This window comes from Streptomyces sp. NPDC032126 (assembly GCF_055580085.1).
In genome coordinates this window covers 1,053,774-1,071,093 of record NZ_JBVIMA010000001.1, presented here as the reverse complement: position 1 = coordinate 1,071,093, position 17,320 = coordinate 1,053,774, and the positions used below count along the sequence as shown (strand labels likewise).

Sequence of the window (17,320 nt, the reverse complement as noted above, 5' to 3'; positions counted from 1 at the left end):
TCCTCGCCGGGGCGTCGTAGCCGGTCAGCGGCGGTCCTCGCCGGGCCGCCGGTCCACCGGGCGCCGCGGCGGGATCTGCGGTGAGTCGAAGTCCCGCGGCCCGGTCCACAGCGCCGGTACGGCGTCGCAGCGGCGGCACAGCTCCTGGGCGACCGTCTCGTAGTTGACCCGCCAGCCACGGAAGTGCGGCCAGGCCTCCCCGGCGGAGCGTTCCGCCAGGAAGCCCGACGCCTCCAGCATCGCCACGGCCGCCTCGAACTCCACGAAGGTGAGGCGGACCGGTGCGTCCGGGTGGGGGTCGGGGTCGAAGGGCAGCCGCACCGAGCGGGCGATGTCGCGCAGCGCCATGAACCCCGCGCGCAGCACCAGCCGGGCCTCCGGCGGGGCGGTGCGCGGCGTCAGCGCGAGCTGGAGGGCCGCCGCGTCCATCACCGCGGTCAGGCCGACCAGCCAGCTGCGGTGGGGGCGGGGCGAGCGGAACGCCAGCAGCACCGGGTAGGTGGCATGGCTCTCGCCCATGTCCGCGGCGAGCCGCTCCCAGGAGCGGTACAGCTCGGGCAGCGCGGTCTCGGTGTCGACCAGCCACTGCCGGGCGAGGATCTCCGGCCCCCAGGCGGGCTCGCCGGCCCGGGACTGCAGCAGGGTCACCTCCAGCTCACGGCGGTTGTAGGCGGCGTACAGGGTGGGCAGGTAGGCGATCTGGAGCGCGATGACGACGGGGCCGGTGGCCGCCGCGACGAAGTCGAGCGCGGACAGGCGCAGCCGGTCGCCGCTGGCGAAACCGAGGGTGAACAGGCTGGAGCCCGCCTCGCGGAAGGCCGCGGTGACCGACAGCGGGGACAGCGCGTACTGGAGCAGCGCGAAGCCGAGGAAGGCACCGCCCAGCCAGGTCGCGAGCATGCCGATCAGCATCAGCGGGGCGAGCCAGGTCTGGGCGCGGTCGGTGGCCTCGTAGCCGCCCCTCGGCGCGGTGAGGCGGAGCAGTCGGCGCAGGGTCCACCACAGCCGGAACACCACGGCCGAGTACAGGCCGCGGGGCACCACGAGGGTGCGCAGAATGCTGCTGAGGACCACGGCGAGCACGAGCCCGCCGATCACGCCGGGGATCCACGTCATGCGGTCATTCTGCGGGCTGCGCCGGGCGGACCCGACTCAGCCGGACCAGCGCTCAGCGGGCCAGCAAGGTGCGCACTCCCTCCGAGCTGAGGGTCAGGCCGTGGTCGCCGGCGGGGTCGATGGTGAGGGAGAGATCGCCCTCCGGCCACTGAGCGGCGAGGGCGCCCAGCGGGACGAGGCGGTAGCGCGAGATGTACGGCAGCAGCTCGGACATCTCCAGCTCGGAGGTGAAGACCGGTACGACGGGGGCGCCGCCGGGCTGTTCCAGGACGGGCAGGGCGACGGAGGACGGGTCGGCGGCGTCCTCGTCGGAGGTGTCGTCGGGCACCGGCACCAGGACCTCGCTGTGCGCGAGGGTGTCCAGCGCGGTGCCGTCCTCCGCGTCCCTGGCCAGCGCGTCCAGCGCCCGGCGGGCCGGGTTGGTGTCGTCGCGGGCGGAAGTGTTCATGACGGGTCCCCTGACGTCGGCGTTCTCCTACGTCCCGGCCCGGAAGCGCTCCGCCCGGGTCCACTCGGGCCTCGCGTACCCGAAGCGGAGGGCCGTAATCCCCCGTTTGCGGGGCCCGCTCCCACCGAGCTGCGCGCCCGTTGTGCCCGGGTTAGGTTGACGCTGTCCGTTCCGGGGCGACACAGCCCACCCGTGCTGGGGGTGAGAGTGGCCGATGGCCGAATCCGTGCGGCCGGCCGCCACCCCCGGGGTCCGGGGCCGTCGCGACGACCTCTGGGCGACGGCCGTCGCGGGTGGGTTCACGCTGGCCCAACTCGCCCTGGTGCGGCCCGGGATGGGCCTCGGCTGGGACGAGACGGTGTACGTCAGCCAGGTCAGCGACCACGCCCCGGCGGCCTTCTTCAGCGCCCCGCGCGCCCGCGGGGTCACGCTGCTGGTGGCACCCATCGCCGCCTGGTCGTCGTCCACGCCGCTGCTGCGGGTCTATCTCGCGGTCCTGTCCGGCCTCGGCCTCTACCTCGCCCTGCGCGCCTGGCGCGGGCTGTTCCCGGCGCGGGTGGTGGCGGGCGGCGGCGCCGTGTTCGCCTCCCTGTGGGTGACGCTCTTCTACGGCCCCCAGGCCATGCCCAATCTCTGGGTGGCCGTCGGCGCCCTCACGGCCGTCGGCTGCTTCTTGCGTGCCCAACGGGATCGCGGTCCACGGGACCCTGACCGGCCGGCCCGTCTCCCGCGCGCCCCGGCCTGGGGGATCGCGGCGAGCGCCGCGCTGATGGCGCTCATGCGGCCGGCCGACGCGGTCTGGGTGAGCCTGCCGCTGCTGATCGCGCTGGTCGCCGTGCCGCGATGGCGGTCCCTGCCCCTGCTCGCCGCGCTCCTGGCGGGGCTGGCGGCCGGGGCGGCCGACTGGGTGATCGAGGCGTACACCGCCTACGGCGGCCTGGGCCAACGCCTGTCCGACGCCTCCCGCATCCAGGGCGGGCTGGGCTGGCAGCTGGCGATCGACGACCAGCTGCGCAGCCTCGGCGGCCGCACCCTGTGCCGCCCCTGCACCGGCGCGATGCCCGGGGCGCCGGTGCTCGTGTGGTGGTTCGCCCTGCCGCTGTTCGCGCTGCTCGCCCTGGTGCCGGCGGTACGGCAGCGGCGCGCCGGGCCGACCGTGCTGCCGCTCGCCTGCGCGGCGACGGCGGCCGTGCCGTACCTCTTCCTGATCGGCTACGCCGCGCCGCGCTTCCTGCTCCCCGCCTACGCCCTGCTGGCGATCCCGGTCGCCGCCGCCGTGTCGTTCCTGGTCACGGGGGCGCGCGGGGCCTGGCGTCCGATGGCGGTCACGGCGCTGGCGATGGGCCTGGTGGGGCATCTGGCGGTGCAGTCCGCGGTGCTGTGGCACACCGTGCGGCGGACGACGGCCTCCCACCAGGAGTGGGCGCGCGTCGCGGCCGACCTGCACCGGCACGGCGTACGCCCGCCGTGTGTGCTCACCGGCCACGCCGCCCACGCGCCCACGGTGCCGATCGCCTTCTACGCCGGCTGCGCCTCCGCCCACACCGGCGGGCACGACGGCAACACCACGGCCGCCGCCCTCACCCGGACGGCCGACCGGATGCCGGTCGCTTTCCTGACCACCGAGGCACTGCGCCCGCCGCCGTACGCGCGCGCGTGGCAGGAGGTCCGCCTCGACGGGCGGCTGTACGCCTATGTCGGCCCGGTCACTGCGTCGCGGCGGCCCGGCACGGGCGCACCTCGGACAGGTGCTCCTTCGCCCACTCCGCCAGTGCGTTGAGGGCGGGTTCCAGCGCGGCGCCGGATTCCGTGAGGCGGTAGGCGACCCGCAGCGGCGGCCCCTCGTCGACCTCGCGCAGGACGAGCCCGGCGGCGCCGAGTTCGGCGAGGCGGTCGGAGAGCATGCGCTCGCTGATGCCGGGGATGGCCCGGCGCAGATCGGCGAAGTGGACGGGTTGGCCCATCAGCACGGCCAGGATCGGCCCGTTCCAGCGCTTGCCCAGCAGCTGGAAGACGAGGGTGATGCCGCCGTCCACCTTCTTGCACGCCCCCGCGTCGTGTACCTGCTCCACCGCCATGGGTTCAGGGTACTACTCCGCCGTAGGGGGATGAAAAAAAGTAAGCCCCTGTGTTAGATATAGCTGTGTACGAAAGTTCAGCCCGGGCGTCCGCCCGGTCCCACCCCCTTCTGGAGACACCCATGGCCACGCTGCTGCACATCGACTCGTCCGTCTTCTCCGGCGAGAGGTCGGCCTCCCGCGCCGTGACGGAGACCTTCCGCCGGACCTGGGAGGAGCAGCACCCCGGCGGCACGGTCGTCTACCGCGACCTGGCCACCGACCCCGTCCCGCACCTCACGGCCGACGCGCACCTCGCCGGCTTCTCCGCCCCCGCGGACCACACCGCCGCCCAGGCCGAGGCCTTCGCCGCGCGCGTACGGCTGATCGAGGAGCTGGAGCGGGCGGACGCCGTGCTGATCGGCGCGCCGATGTACAACTACTCGATCCCCTCGACCCTCAAGGCCTGGCTGGACAACGTGATCCTGATGGGCCGCACCGCCGGCGAGAACCCCTCCGTGAAGGGCATCCCGGTCACGGTGGTCGCCAGCCGCGGCGGCTCCTACGCCCCGGGCACCCCGCGCGAGCCCTTCGAGTACGTCCAGACCTACCTGAAGGCCCTCCTCGGCGACGCCCTCCGCATGGACGTCGACTTCATCGTCCCGGAGCTCACGATGGCCCCGCACAACCCGGCGATGGCCGAACTGGTCCCGCTCTACGAGGCCTCCCGCGAGCGCGCCCTGCACGACGCGTCGGTCAAGGCGAAGGAACTGGTGCAGCGCCTCGCCGCCTGACCCCCCTCGCCGCCTGCCCCCCGGCGCCCCGGCTCGCGCGGCCGGGCGGCCGGACGCGGCACGGAGTTGCAGCGCCCCGCGCACCGGCCGACACTGAGGGCGACCCGGCTGGTGAGCGAGGCGATCACGGTGGTGGTGTCCCGTCCTCCCCGACTGCGGCTGCTCGGCCGGTTCCGGCTGGACTACGGGACCGGGCCCGTCGAACTGGGCCGCAACGGCCAGCGGCTGCTGGCGTTCGTGGGACTGCGCGGCCAGGTCTCCCGCACGGTCCTCGCCGGCACGCTGTGGCCGGACGCCACCGAGGAGCACGCCCGGGGCAGTCTGCGCACCGCCTTGTGGAAACTGCCCCGCGACGACGGTCCCCTGCTGCGGTGCGCCGGGGAGGACCTGGTGGCCGCCCCGGCGCTGCGCGTCGACGTGCACGCCTTCACCGAGACCGCGCTCGGCGTCGTACGAGGACGCGGTCCGGCGTACGACACGCCGCCGCCGCTGCTGCTCGGCGGGGAGGACCTGCTGCCCGGCTGGGACGAGGACTGGGTGCTGCTGGAACGCGAACGCCTGCGCCAGCTGCGGCTGCACGCCCTGGACGCGCTGGCCGAGGACCTCGTACGGCAGGGCCGTCCGGCGCTGGCCCTGGAGGCGGCCTGGGCCGGGGTGCGCGCGGAGCCGCTGCGGGAGAGCGGGCACCGGGCCGTCGTGGCGGCGCATCTCGCGGAGGGCAACCTCAGCGAGGCGGTGCGGCACTATCACGCGTTCCGGCGGCTGCTGCGCACGGAGCTGGGAGTCGATCCGTCCCCGTGCTTCGCGCGTCTGCTGGCCGGTCACGGGATCGCGGTCGCCGGGGCGGATGACGGCCGGATGACGGCGGGCTGACGCGGGGCCCGTAGCGTCGGTGATGGGCTGCCCGATCCGGGAGGACCACCATGGCATCCGAGGAGTCGCCGATCGTCTACGTCCGCGGGTTCGCGGGGGACACCTCCGGCATCGACAAGGCCGTGACGGACCCCTTCTACGGCTTCAACGAGGGGTCCACGCACATGCGCGTCGGGCCGGGGAACGAGCCGTACTTCTACCAGTTCGAGAGCCCGCTGCTCCGGCTCCACCTCGACGAGGAGTACCAGATCCTCGTCGACGGCGGCCAGGAGCAGTATCTCGCCCGCAACGCCACCATCCCCCGGCGCAGCGTCTGGATCCACCGCTTCTACGACGTCTCGTCCACCACGTGGGGAGCCAAGCCGAGGGAGTTCCGGCTGGAGTCGGCCGCCGAGGACCTGCTGCGGCTGATCGACACCCTGCGGGAGAAGTCCGGGGCGCAGCACGTCCACCTGGTCGCGCACTCCATGGGCGGTCTGGTGTGCCGGTGCCTGATCCAGAAGATCCTGCCCGACCTCGGCCGTGAACCCGCCGACTGCGTCGGCAAGTTCTTCACCTACGGCACCCCGCACGGCGGTATCGCCTTCGACGTGGGCTTCGGCCTGCTGGAGCGGCTGCGCGACCTCACCGGCGTCGCCGGCGCGGAGATCTTCGGCCGGGAGCGGATGTACGAGTACCTCACCCCGAAGACCCTCCTCGACCACGACGGCCCGGGACGCAGCTGGGACGCCCGCACGATGCCCCCGGAGCGGCCCTTCGCCTTCCCGCTCGGCCGCGTCTTCTGCCTGATCGGCACCGACCCGGCCGACTACGACGTGGCGCTCGGACTGTCCGCCACCGCCGTCGGACCGCGCAGCGACGGCCTGGTGCAGATCGACAACGCGTACGTCCCCGGCGCGCACCGGGCGTATGTGCACCGCAGTCACAGCGGGCGCTACGGGCTCGTCAACTCCGAGGAGGGCTACCAGAATCTGCGGCGGTTCCTGTTCGGCGACCGCAAGGTGGAGGCCGCCCTCGTCGGCCACACCCTGCCCGACCGGGCCGACACCACCTGGCAGGCGGAGGTCGTGCTGTCGGTGCGCGGTCTGCAGATCGTGACGTACGAGCGGAAGAGCGCCCAGTGGTGCCCGATCCAGCTCCACGACGGGGCCGGCGGGGCGGACGGGGCGGTGCCGCTGGTGACCACCTTCCTGAGTGGCCGCCAGCGCCCCGCAGGCTCCGACTTCCTGCGCTACGCCCTGCATCTGCGCGTCCTGTCGCTGCGCCGGCACGAAGGGCTGCTGAGCTTCGGCGACCATCTGGAGCAGACGGCGGACTTCGACGACATCCTCGTCGTCGACCTGGCCGACGACCCCTCGGGCCCGCTGCCCGCGATCTCCGCCGAGTGGAACTCCAGGATCGACACCCCGATCAGCGACTACCACCCCAAGGGCGGCACCGCCCTCAGCGACGAGAACCCCGCCCCGGGCATCTGGGCCTGCGACATCCCACTGCCGCACGGGGCCGCCCGCATCCTGGGCGAGGACGCGCGCATCCGGCTCACCGTGACGCCGTGGGAGTGACGCACCCGCCAGAGGGCGGGGTGGGCGGGAGGCGGCGGTCAGGACGGTGACGGGGCAACTGTCCCGTCACCCCTAGGGGTCCGGCCGGGGCCGTGACAGGGCGGTGGCCTCAGGCCCCCGGGACATCGGGCGGCCGACCTTTGAGGAGCAGGTTTCGCAGACCACTCCTCAGAGGTCCTCTCATGGCGTCCACGCTTCCCACCCCTTCCCTCGACCGCGCGGTCGTGGCCGGCGGCATCCGTCGTCCGGTGCTGATCCGCGCCGGCGACGACGGCCGGCGCGCTCTGACGCGGGCCGCGGCCGACCTCGCGCCGGAGGCGTTCCTGCTGGTGACCCCGGCCGGACTGCCCGAGGAGCACATCGCCGACGTCACCGGCCGGCTGACCCCGCTCGCGCCGGTGCGCCGACTGAGCGTCCCGTCCGGCACCCCGGACCCGGCGGACCGGCGGGCGCCCGCACCGGGCGAGCTGGTGGTCGCGCTCGGCGGCAGCCGGACCGTCGCGTACGGGGCCGGGCTCGCCGCGCACGGCCACCGCGCCGGTCACGGTTCACGGCTGATCGTCGCGCCCACCACCCCGCGCGCGATGACGGACACCGCGCTCAGCGCCGCCCACCCCCAGGCGCCGGGCTTCGTACCCGCCCTCGTGTGGGCCCAGGTGGATCTGCTGCGCACGCTGCCGCCGGGTGAACTGCGGGCGGGGCTCGCCCCGTTGGTGCGCGACGTGCTCGCCGTCAGCCCCGCCTTCCGGGACTCCGTCGGCCCGCTGCTGCGCCCGGACCGCACGGGGCACGACCCCGGGCTTCTGGCCCGCGCGGTCGCCCTCGCGGCGGAGATCCGCGCCACCCTCATGGCGTACGACCCGCTGGAGCGGGGCCCCGCGCTGGCCTTCCGGTACGGCCGCACGGTCGAGACGGCACTGCTGTCCCTCACCGCGCGGGGCCCGCACCGCCTGCGCCGGGGCGACGCCACGGCCCTCGGGCTCCTGGTCGCCGCCCGGGTGGGCGTCCTGCTGGGGCTGCTGAGCCCGGCCGACGAGCAGGCCCACCGCGACCTGCTGGAGCGGTGGGGAGCCCCGAGCGTGCTGCCCGCGCCGCTGACCGCCGCCCAGGTGGCCGCGGCGCTGCGGCGGGGCGGCGGGGCACCGGGCACCCTGCCCGCCCCGCACTCCGGCCCCGTCCGCATGGTCCTGCTCGACGGTCTCGGGCGGCCCCACGCGACGCGTGGCCGCCTCCTGACCGAGGTCGACCACGACGTCCTCGCGGCGGCCCTCGAAGCCATCGAACCGGCCACCACCCCGGCGGCCCTGGCGCCCGTGCCGACGGCCGCTTGACCTCCTGCGCCTCACCGGCATCCGATCCCGCAAAGGAACCCACCATGCCCTTCCCGCCCCCCACCACCCACGGCCTCGTCACCACCGAAGGACCGGGTCCCGCCCGCAGCTGGACCGTGGCCACCGCCAAGCCGGTCAGCTACCGGGTCCGCTTCGCACCCGGCCTGCTGGACCCGGCCGACCCGGCCCTCGCCCACGCCGGCGTCCCGGACTCCGCGCCCGTCCCGGCCCGGCGGCTGCTGGTCGTCGAGGAGCAGGTCGACCGGCTCTACGGCGACGCCCTGCGCGCCTACTGCGACGGCGCGGGCCACGACGCGTACACGGTGCACGTGCTGCCCGCCCACGAGCGGCTGAAGACGATGGACTCGGTGTACTCGGTCGTGGCCGCGATGGACCGCTTCGGCCTGGACCGCCGGCGCGAGCCGGTGGTCGCCGTCGGCGGCGGGGTGCTCCTGGACGTCGTCGGGCTCGCGTGCAGCCTGTACCGGCGCAGCACCCCCTACGTCCGGGTGCCCACCACGCTGATCGGCCTGGTGGACGCCGGTGTGGGCGCCAAGACCGGCGTCAACTTCGGCGACGGCAAGAACCGGCTCGGCACCTACCACCCGGCCGTGGAGACCCTGCTCGACCCCGGTTTCCTCGCCACCCTCGACCGCCGGCACATCGGCAACGGACTGGCGGAGATCCTGAAGATCGCCCTGATCAAGGACCGCGACCTGTTCGATCTGCTGGCCGGCAGCGGGCGGCAGCTGCTCGACGCGCGGTTCCAGGCCGAGGGCCCGCTGGGCACCACCGCGCACCACGTCCTGGCCCGTGCCGTGCACGGGATGCTGGAGGAGCTCCACGACAACCTGTGGGAGCACCGCCTGGAACGGGTCGTGGACTACGGGCACTCCTTCAGCCCCACGCTGGAGATGCGCGCCCTGCCCGCGCTGCTGCACGGCGAGGCCGTCAACCTCGACATGGCGCTCACCACCGTCATCGCCCGCCACCGGGGTCTGGTGACGGACCGTCAGTGCGCGGCCGTGCTCGATGTGATGCGCGCCCTGGAGCTGCCCGTCCACCACCCCCTGCTGGAGCCGGGGCTGCTGTGCTCCGCGCTCGCCGACACCGTGCGCCACCGCGACGGCAGGCAGCGGCTGCCGCTGCCCGTCGGCATCGGTGACGCGGTGTTCGTCAACGACCTGACCGACCGTGAGATCGCTGCGGCCGCCGCCGAGTTGGCCCGGCCGAAGGAGGTGCGTCGGCATGCGTGAGGCACTCGTCGTCGCCGATGTGCACACCCCCGCCGACGTGCACGGCGTGCACGACTCCGACGGGCTGTCCCGCTGGTCCTGCCTGGCCCGCCGGCCCGGCCTGCACGGCGGCTGGGAGGCCGTCGAGTGGGCCTGGCTGCCGCCGGGCGGGATCAGCGGGGAGCATCTGCACTCCCGCACCGAGGAGCTGTACTTCCTGCTGAGCGGGCGCGGCGAGATCCGGCTCGACGGCCGGCCGCACGCGGTCGGCGCGGGCGACGCCGTACTGACCGGCCTCGGCTCCCGCCACGCCCTGCACAACACCGGGCGGAGTCCGCTGTCCTGGCTGGTCGTCGAACTGCCCGCCGGCGGCCGCCCGTTGCCCTCCCCCGCACCATCCCCCGAGGAGCACCCCGTGACATCGCACCACCGCAGCACGGTCGTCCGCGACCTGCGCCACCACGGCCCCCTGGACGCCTCCACCGTCCTCACCGGCCCCCTGCGCACCCTCCGCGTCGCCGATCTGCCGCCGCACGCCGGCCTCGAACTCGCCGCCCACGGCACCGAGCACACCGTGTTCGTGCTCAGCGGCACCGGCACGGCCCGCTCCGGCGACCGCGAGGTGCCGCTGGCGGGTGGCACCGCGCTGACCCTGCCGCTGGGCGGCACCGTACGGCTGTGGGCCGGGGACGGCGGCCTGGAGTACTTCCACGCCGTCCTCGACGTGCCGCTCCCCGAGGAGGGACGGTCGTGATCGTCCACAACGGCCCTGCCTCCGCAGCCCTGTTGGGCCCGGGCGCCGAGCACGCCTCGGTGCGCTGTCTGGCCCGGCGCGGGATGCTGCACAGCGAGTGCGAGGCGTTCGACGAGGTGCGGCTCGCGCCCGGGACGCGCTGGGCGCTCACCGGCCGGGACGGCACCGAGGCCGCCTGGTACGTGCTGGCCGGGACGGTGGTCGCCGACGGCCGCCCCGTCCCGGTCGCCGCCGGCGGCCTGGTCCTCACCCGGCACGGCAGCGCCACCACCCTCACCGCCGGCCGGCACGGCGCCCGGCTGCTCTGCCTGACGGTGGGCCCGGCGGCCGTCACCCGCGCCCTGCCGCCGCGCACCCCCAGCACGAAAGCGCACCGCACCCTCCCTCCGACCCCTTCCCAGGAGCCCTCATGACGACCCCCGCCCTGCGCGTTCCCGGCGTCGGTGCCGTGCATCACGTCGCGTACACCGTGCCCGATCTCGACGGGGCCGTGGACTTCTTCACCGAGGTCCTCGGCGCCCGACTCGCCTACCGCACCGGCCCGGTCGCCGATCCCGGCGGCACCTGGATGGCCCGGCACCTGGGGGTACACCCCGACGCCGTCGCGCACATCGCGATGCTCCGCCTCGGCCCGGTCACCAATGTCGAGCTGTTCGAGTACACCGCCCCGGACCAGCGCCGCAGCTATCCGCGCAACAGCGACTGGGGCGGCCACCACCTGGCCCTGGGCACCGGTGACCTGGACGCCTCGCTGCGCCATCTGACGTCGTACGACGGTGTCGAGGCGCTCGGCGAGCCGCAGACGGTCGCCGACGGGCCGATCGCCGGCACCCGCTTCGTGTACGTCCGCACGCCGTTCGGGCTGCATCTGGAGCTCGCCGAGACCCCGGACCGCCCGCCCTTCCACGACACCACCGACGTACGGCTCTACGCGCCCCCGGGAGGCATCTCATGAGCGGCGTCTGGGGGCCCGGTTCCCCGCCCGTGGTGCGCGCGGAGCTCGACGCGTACGACGCCGACGTCCTCGTCCTCGGTTCGGGCGCCGGGGGCGCCACCACGGCCTGGGCGCTGGCCTCCACCGGGGCGCGCGTGCTGGTCGTCGAGCGGGGCGGGTTCCTGCCGCGCGAGGAGGAGAACTGGTCGCCGCGCGCGGTGTTCGGGGAGGGCCGCTACCACAACGCGGGCACCTGGCGCACCGCCGACGGCCGCCCGTTCACCCCGTCCGCGCACTACTACGTCGGCGGCACCACCAAGGTGTTCGGCGCGGCCATGCCCCGGCTGCGGGCCGGCGACTTCGACGCCGTGCCGCATCTCGAGGGGACCTCGCCCGCCTGGCCGTTCGACTACGCCGACCTGGAGCCGTACTACGCGGAGGCCGAGCGGCTCTACCGGGTGCACGGCACGGCCGGCGCGGATCCGACGGAGCCGCCGCGCAGCGGCCCGTACCCGTGGCCGCCCGTCGCGCACGAGCCGGTGATCGGCGAACTCGCCGAGCGGATCGCCGCGCAGGGGCTGCATCCGTACCCCGTGGAGCTGGGCGTCGACCTGGGCGGGAACGGCACCTGTCTGCGGTGCGGGACCTGTGACGCCTACCCCTGCCGGGTGGGTGCGAAGAGCGACGCGGAGACCCGGGCGCTGCGGCCCGCCCTGCGCACCCCGAACGTGCGGCTGCTCACCGGCACCCGAGCGGTGCGGCTGCGCACCGATGTCTCCGGGCGCCGGGTGACGGGCGTGGACGCGGTGCGCGACGGGCGGGCGGTGCGGCTGCGGGCCGGAACGGTGGTGGTGTCCTGCGGAGCCGTCAACTCGGCGCTGCTGCTGCTGCGTTCGGGCGGAACCGCGCATCCGCACGGGCTGGCCAACGGCAGCGGACTGGTCGGCCGGAACCTGATGATGCACAACAACAGCGTCCTCATGGCCGTCGACCCGCGCCGCCGCAACCCGGTGACCTTCCAGAAGACGCTGGCCGTCAACGACTTCTATCGACCCGGACCGCACACCGAACATCCGCTGGGCAACCTCCAGTTGATGGGCAAGGTGCACGCCGACGGCCTGGCGGCCGCCGCACGCCCGGTGCCCCGGCGGCTGCTCGGCGCGCTGGCGGCGCGCAGCGTGGACTGGTGGGTGATGTCGGAGGACCTGCCCGACCCCGAGAACCGGGTGCTGCCGGGGCCGGGCGCCGACGACGTCACCGTGCGGTGGCGGCCCACCAACACCCTCGCCCACCGGCGGCTGGTGCGCGCCGCCGCCCGGATGATGCGGCGGGCCGGATATCCGCTGGTGTTCACCCGGCGCATGGGTGTGGAGGCGACCGGGCACCAGTGCGGCACCACGGTCGCCGGGCACGATCCGGCGCGCTCGGTGCTCGATCCGTACTGCCGCAGCCACGAGGTGGCCAACCTGTTCGTCGTCGACGGCGGCTTCTTCCCGTCGTCGGCGGCCGTCAATCCGACGCTGACCATCGCCGCCCAGGCCCTGCGCACCGTGCGCGAGGGCGGCGTGCTGCCCTGAGAACCACCCCGAGGGAGCCCTGCCATGCCCATCGCCACCGCCGCCGTGGTCCGCGCCCGGGGCCGGGCCTTCGCGCTGGAGGAGATCCGCGTCGAGACGCCCCGCGCGGACGAGGTCCTGGTCCGGATCCGGGCCGCCGGCCTCTGCCACACCGACCTGAGCGTCCGCGCGGGCGCCACCCCGTTCCCCGTGCCCGCCGTGCTGGGGCACGAGGGCATGGGCACCGTCGAGGCCGTCGGCCCCTCGGTGGCGTCCGTCGCGCCCGGCGACACGGTCGTGCTGAGCTTCGCCTCCTGCGGCGGCTGCGCGGCCTGTCTGACGGGCCGCCCGGTGCGCTGCGTCCACTGGCCCGCGCTGAACCTGTTCGGCGGCGCCCGCCTGGACGGCAGCGCCACGCTGCACGGCACCGGGCGCCACGCCCAGGCCCCGCTGCACGGGCACTTCTTCGGCCAGTCGTCCTTCGCCACGCTGGCCCTCACGGGCGAGCGGGGGGTCGTGCCCGTGCCCGCCGATCTGCCGCCCCGGGTGCTGGCACCGATGGGCTGCGGGATGCAGACCGGCGCGGGCGCGGTCCTCAACGTGCTGCGCCCGGAGGCCGGCCACACGCTCGCCGTGTACGGGACGGGGTCGGTGGGGCTGACCGCGGTCATGGCGGCCCGGCTGACCGCGGCGACCCGGGTCATCGCCGTGGACCCGGATCCGCGCCGCCTCGCCCTGGCCCGCCGGCTCGGCGCGACCGACACGGTGAACCCGGCGGAGGACGACGCCCTGGACGCCGTACGGGATCTGACGGGCGGGCGCGGGGCGGACCGGGCGCTGGAGACCAGCGGGCTGCCGAGGGTGCTGCGGCAGGCCGTGGACGGGCTGGCCGTGAGCGGGATGTGCGGGGTGGTCGGGGCGCCACCGGCCGGCACGGAGGCGTCCTTCGACGTGCCGGGCATGCTGGACCGGGGGCCGCGGGTGGTCGGCGTGAACCAGGGGGACGTGGTGCCGCGGGTGTTCGTCCCGGCCCTGGTCGATCTGTACCGGGCGGGGCGACTGCCGCTCGACACCCTGGTCAAGGAGTTCCCGTTCACCGAGATCGAGGAAGCGGCGAACGCGGCGACCCGGGGCGACGCGGTCAAGGCGGTACTGACACTGCCGTGACGGGGGCGGGCGGGGCGCGGGGCCTACGGGGACTCCCGCAGGCCGTTCCCCGGGCTCACGAGGTTCCCGGCCCGCCGTCCCCGGGCCTACGGGGCACCCCAGCCCGCCGCCCCCGGACCTACGGGGGACTTCCGCACCCCGTCCACGGGCCCTGGGGACTCCCGCACGCCGCCCCCGGGGCCTGCGGGGCACCCCGGCCCGCCACCCCCGCGTCTACGGGGCACCCCGGCCCGCCACCCCCGGACCTACGGGGGACTCCTGCATGCCGTCCACGGGCCTGGGGACTCCCGCACGCCGCCCCTGGGGCCTGCGGGGCACCCCGGCCCGCCACCCGGGCCTACGGGGCACCCGGCCCGCCACCCCCGGGCCCACGGGGGATTCCCGCATGCCGTCCACGGGCCTGGGGACTCCCGCACGCCGCCCCCGCGTCTACGGGGCACCCCCGCACACCGCCCGAAGGCCGCCCAGGGGGCACCCCACGCACCGGCCCCCACCGGCGACGCTCGCCCGCATGCCCGCAAAATATGCCGAAGTCATCCCGGCCGCTTACCGTTCGAGTCGTGAGTGACGACGCTGGTGAGACCCTCGTCGACGGGGAGCGGCCGGTGCTGCGCGCGCTGGTCGTGGAGGACCATCCGCTGTTCCGCAGTGGGCTGAAGTCCGCGCTGGAGAGCCTCGGCGAGGTGGTCGTCGTGGCGGAGGCGGAGACCGTGGCGCAGGTGCCGGCCGCGGTGGCCGCGCACGGGCCCGACGTGATCATCATGGATCTCCAGCTGCCGGACGGCTCCGGCGTCCAGGCGATCCGCACGCTCGCCGAGGACCACCCCGGTCTGCCGGTACTCACCCTCACCATGTCCGACGACGAGGGCGACCTGCTGGCCGCCCTCCAGGCCGGGGCGCGCGGCTACATCGTCAAGGGCGCCCCCGCCGAGGAGGTCCTGCACGCCGTACGCACGGTCGCGGCGGGCGGCGCGGTCTTCGGCGCCGGGGTCGCGGCACGGCTCACCGACCTGGTCGCGGGCGGCAGGCGACGCGACGCCGAACAGCTGTTCCCGGCACTGACCGGCCGGGAGGTCGAGGTGCTCGCACTGATCGCACGCGGCTTCGACAACCGTCGTATCGCCCGGGAGCTGGTCCTGTCGGAGAAGACGGTCCGCAACCACGTCACGCACATCTTCGAGAAGCTGCACGTCGCCACGCGCGCCGAGGCGGTCGCCCGGGCCCGGGACGCGGGTCTGGGCGAGGACGCCTGAGCCGCTTACGGGAGCCGGACGGGACCGGTGCCTCATGCGATCGGGACGGTGGGCGGGGGACTCTGGGAGACCTGCCGGCGACGTGAGGAGCGGGCGATGAGCGAGAGAGCGACCGGCGCCAGGTCCCCCGGCACAGGGCGTGAGCTGCTTCCGGCGTACATCGTGTGCGCGGTCACCGCGCTGTCGGTGGTGGTGTGGGCGCTGCTCACGCTGACCCACCTCGACGCGGCCGCCGTCGGGTACGACGAGTTCCACCTCACGGTCCAGAATCTGCTGCTGGGCCTGGGTTTCGCGCTGTCCGGCCTGTCCTTCCTGGCTCGCCGCTCGGGGATCGTCTTCGGCTGGTTCCTGCTGGTGACCGGGGCGTCGTCCGCGGTGTTCAACACGCTGCTGTTCACCGTCTCGCTGGATCTGCTGCCCCGTTGGCTCGGACCGGTCGCGCTCGTCGTCGGCCTGGTCTTCTACACGCTGTTCGGGCTGCTGCTGCTCACCCAGCCGATCTGGCTGCCCGACGGCCGGCTGCGGGGCCGCTGGGCCCGTGGGTACGTCGTCGCGATGTTTCTGCTGAGCGCGGCCCAGAATTTGTACGGCTGGACCACCTTCGACGCGTGGATGGGGGTGTCCAACCCGATGGGCGGGGGCGCGTGGGCGGCGTTCTGGCAGCGCACCGAGCCCGTGCTGGGCTGGGTCGACGAACGGGGGATGGAGATCCCGCTGGTCGCCGCCCTGGTGATCATGGCCGTGCGGATGGCGGCCTCGGCAGAGTACCGGCGCGCCACCTACTGGGTCACCGTGCCGTACACGGCGTGGTGCCTGTGGCTCCTGCTGGGGTTCCACGCGCAGCTCCCGCCCACCGTCGAACGCCCCCTGCACTATGTGGTCGCGGCGGTGTGGCCGGTCTCGCTCGGCTACGCCCACGCCCGCGCGCGGACCTGGTACCTGGACCGGGCCGCCCGCCGGGTCCTGACGGCGCTGCTGCTGACGTTCCTGCTGCTCGCCGCGTCCGCGGCGGTCGCGGGCGTGCTGCTGAGCCTGGCCCCGCACACCGGGGACGCCGCACAGCTCCTCCCGGCGTGCGCGCTCGGACTGCTCCTCGGGGTGCTGCTGCGGCCCACGTCCCGCTGGGCCGCGCGCCTGATGGACCACTACTTCTACGGCGACCGCGCGCACCCGTACCAAGTGGTGCGCAACCTGGCGAAACGGCTCAGCCGGGCACCCGACCCGGGGGACGCGCCCGAGTTGCTGGGCGACACCGTCGTGCGCGTCCTGGGCCTGCCCGCGGCCTCCGTCACGGTGCACACCCACCACGGGCCGCGCGAGCTGGTCAGGGTCGAGAATCCGGGCCCGGACGCGGAGCGCTTCCCCATCGTGTACCGGGACGAGGAGATCGGGCTGCTGGCGGTCGCGCCGCGCCCCGGTGAGCTGGCCCTGGATCCGCAGGACCGGGAGGCGGTGCAGGTGTTGGCCGAGCAGGCCGCCCCGGCCCTGGCCTCGCTGCGGCTGTACCAGGACCTCCGGAGCAGCCGTGAGCAGCTCATCCACGCCCGCGAGGAGGAGCGCCGGCGCCTGCGGCACGAGTTGCACGACGGCCTCGGTCCCGCGCTGTCGGGCCTGCGCCTGCAGGTCGACGCCGTACGGCGCGGGGCGGCGGCGGAGGTGGCCCGGCCGCTGGAGGGGGTGTCCGACGGCATCGGATACGCGATCCGCGAGCTGCGGCACATCACGGACGGACTGGCGCCGGCCGCCCTGGACGGCGCGGACCTCGAACAGGCGCTGCGCCGGCTCGCCGAGCAGCTCAGCAGCCGCAGTCTGAGCATCGCGGTGTCGGTCGAACCCGATCCGCTGCCGCCGTTGCCGGCGGCTCTGCAGGTCGCCGTGTACCGGATCACGGCCGAGGCCCTCAACAACGTCGTACGGCACTCGCACGCCGACCTGGCCCGAGCGGTGGTGAGCGCGGTGGACGGCCGGGTGAGCCTGCGGATCACCGACAACGGCGACGGCTTCGCCACGCACAGCTCGGGCCCGGGCCTGGGGCTGCGGTCCATGGCGGAGCGCTCCGAGGAACTGGGCGGAGCCTTCACGCTGACCAGCAGTGCGGGCGGCACGGTCGTGGACGCGGCGTTCCCGGCCGAGCCCGGGACCACGTTGGGACCGAGGTCCCATGCGCCCGGGGCCGAGGGCGCCACAGACTCGTAGGCGATCGATGAAGCACGCCCGAGGGGCGTCGAAGGGAGATGACC

Annotated in this window: 16 protein-coding genes; 13 read left to right on the top strand and 3 right to left on the bottom strand. The window is 74.8% G+C overall.

Going from position 1 to position 17,320, the window contains the following annotated elements; translation table 11 throughout:
- Positions 1 to 24 precede the first annotated feature (24 nt).
- Positions 25 to 1,116, bottom strand: a complete 1,092-nt coding sequence (locus tag ACZ5NW_RS04465) for a hypothetical protein (protein ID WP_468742204.1) — start codon at positions 1,114 to 1,116, stop codon at positions 25 to 27.
- A 52-nt stretch (positions 1,117 to 1,168) separates the two neighbouring features.
- Positions 1,169 to 1,564, bottom strand: coding sequence for an SseB family protein (locus ACZ5NW_RS04460; protein ID WP_468742203.1), 396 nt, complete (start codon positions 1,562 to 1,564; stop codon positions 1,169 to 1,171).
- Positions 1,565 to 1,778: 214 nt separating this feature from the next.
- On the opposite strand from ACZ5NW_RS04460, the gene ACZ5NW_RS04455 reads away from it, so the two are divergent.
- Positions 1,779 to 3,344 carry a hypothetical protein gene (locus tag ACZ5NW_RS04455; RefSeq protein ID WP_468742202.1) on the top strand — a complete coding sequence of 522 codons (1,566 nt, stop codon included), beginning with the start codon at positions 1,779 to 1,781 and terminating at the stop codon, positions 3,342 to 3,344.
- Here the strand turns inward: ACZ5NW_RS04455 and ACZ5NW_RS04450 are convergent.
- Positions 3,271 to 3,642, bottom strand: a complete 372-nt coding sequence (locus ACZ5NW_RS04450) for a winged helix-turn-helix transcriptional regulator (protein WP_468742201.1) — start codon at positions 3,640 to 3,642, stop codon at positions 3,271 to 3,273. The two genes, ACZ5NW_RS04455 and ACZ5NW_RS04450, sit on opposite strands and share 74 nt — an antisense overlap.
- A 122-nt stretch (positions 3,643 to 3,764) precedes the next feature.
- On the opposite strand from ACZ5NW_RS04450, the gene ACZ5NW_RS04445 reads away from it, so the two are divergent.
- The 12 genes from ACZ5NW_RS04445 to ACZ5NW_RS04390 all read left to right on the top strand — a co-directional run bounded on the left by ACZ5NW_RS04445 (position 3,765) and on the right by ACZ5NW_RS04390 (position 17,276).
- Positions 3,765 to 4,415 (top strand): FMN-dependent NADH-azoreductase, encoded by a 651-nt coding sequence (locus ACZ5NW_RS04445; protein WP_468742200.1) that lies wholly within the window; start codon positions 3,765 to 3,767, stop codon positions 4,413 to 4,415.
- Between the two features lie 111 nt (positions 4,416 to 4,526).
- On the top strand, positions 4,527 to 5,288 hold the full coding sequence (locus ACZ5NW_RS04440; protein WP_468742199.1) for an AfsR/SARP family transcriptional regulator: 762 nt from the start codon (positions 4,527 to 4,529) through the stop codon (positions 5,286 to 5,288).
- 50 nt (positions 5,289 to 5,338) lie between these two features.
- Positions 5,339 to 6,850, top strand: coding sequence for an esterase/lipase family protein (locus ACZ5NW_RS04435; RefSeq protein ID WP_468742198.1), 1,512 nt, complete (start codon positions 5,339 to 5,341; stop codon positions 6,848 to 6,850).
- Between the two features lie 182 nt (positions 6,851 to 7,032).
- The gene (locus ACZ5NW_RS04430) at positions 7,033 to 8,181 is read left to right on the top strand and encodes a 3-dehydroquinate synthase family protein (RefSeq protein ID WP_468742197.1); all 1,149 of its coding nucleotides are present in this window, start codon (positions 7,033 to 7,035) and stop codon (positions 8,179 to 8,181) included.
- A gap of 44 nt (positions 8,182 to 8,225) precedes the next feature.
- Positions 8,226 to 9,437: a sedoheptulose 7-phosphate cyclase gene (locus tag ACZ5NW_RS04425; protein ID WP_468742196.1), complete on the top strand. Its 1,212-nt coding sequence runs from the start codon at positions 8,226 to 8,228 to the stop codon at positions 9,435 to 9,437.
- On the top strand, positions 9,430 to 10,170 hold the full coding sequence (locus ACZ5NW_RS04420; RefSeq protein ID WP_468742195.1) for a cupin domain-containing protein: 741 nt from the start codon (positions 9,430 to 9,432) through the stop codon (positions 10,168 to 10,170). The genes ACZ5NW_RS04425 and ACZ5NW_RS04420 overlap by 8 nt, the downstream gene beginning before the upstream one ends.
- On the top strand, positions 10,167 to 10,583 hold the full coding sequence (locus ACZ5NW_RS04415) for a hypothetical protein (RefSeq protein WP_468742194.1): 417 nt from the start codon (positions 10,167 to 10,169) through the stop codon (positions 10,581 to 10,583). The genes ACZ5NW_RS04420 and ACZ5NW_RS04415 overlap by 4 nt, the downstream gene beginning before the upstream one ends.
- A complete protein-coding gene (locus ACZ5NW_RS04410) occupies positions 10,580 to 11,125 on the top strand; it encodes a VOC family protein (RefSeq protein ID WP_468742193.1) in 546 nt (181 codons plus the stop codon). Before ACZ5NW_RS04415 ends, ACZ5NW_RS04410 begins: the two co-directional genes overlap by 4 nt.
- Positions 11,122 to 12,681: a GMC family oxidoreductase N-terminal domain-containing protein gene (locus ACZ5NW_RS04405; protein WP_468742192.1), complete on the top strand. Its 1,560-nt coding sequence runs from the start codon at positions 11,122 to 11,124 to the stop codon at positions 12,679 to 12,681. The genes ACZ5NW_RS04410 and ACZ5NW_RS04405 overlap by 4 nt, the downstream gene beginning before the upstream one ends.
- Before the next feature lie 24 nt (positions 12,682 to 12,705).
- The gene (locus ACZ5NW_RS04400; protein ID WP_468742191.1) at positions 12,706 to 13,827 is read left to right on the top strand and encodes an NAD(P)-dependent alcohol dehydrogenase; all 1,122 of its coding nucleotides are present in this window, start codon (positions 12,706 to 12,708) and stop codon (positions 13,825 to 13,827) included.
- Positions 13,828 to 14,387: 560 nt separating this feature from the next.
- Positions 14,388 to 15,080: a response regulator gene (locus tag ACZ5NW_RS04395; protein WP_468742190.1), complete on the top strand. Its 693-nt coding sequence runs from the start codon at positions 14,388 to 14,390 to the stop codon at positions 15,078 to 15,080.
- A 96-nt stretch (positions 15,081 to 15,176) separates the two neighbouring features.
- Entirely contained in the window at positions 15,177 to 17,276 is a 2,100-nt protein-coding gene (locus tag ACZ5NW_RS04390; RefSeq protein ID WP_468742189.1) for a sensor histidine kinase, read from the top strand.
- Positions 17,277 to 17,320: the final 44 nt, after the last annotated feature.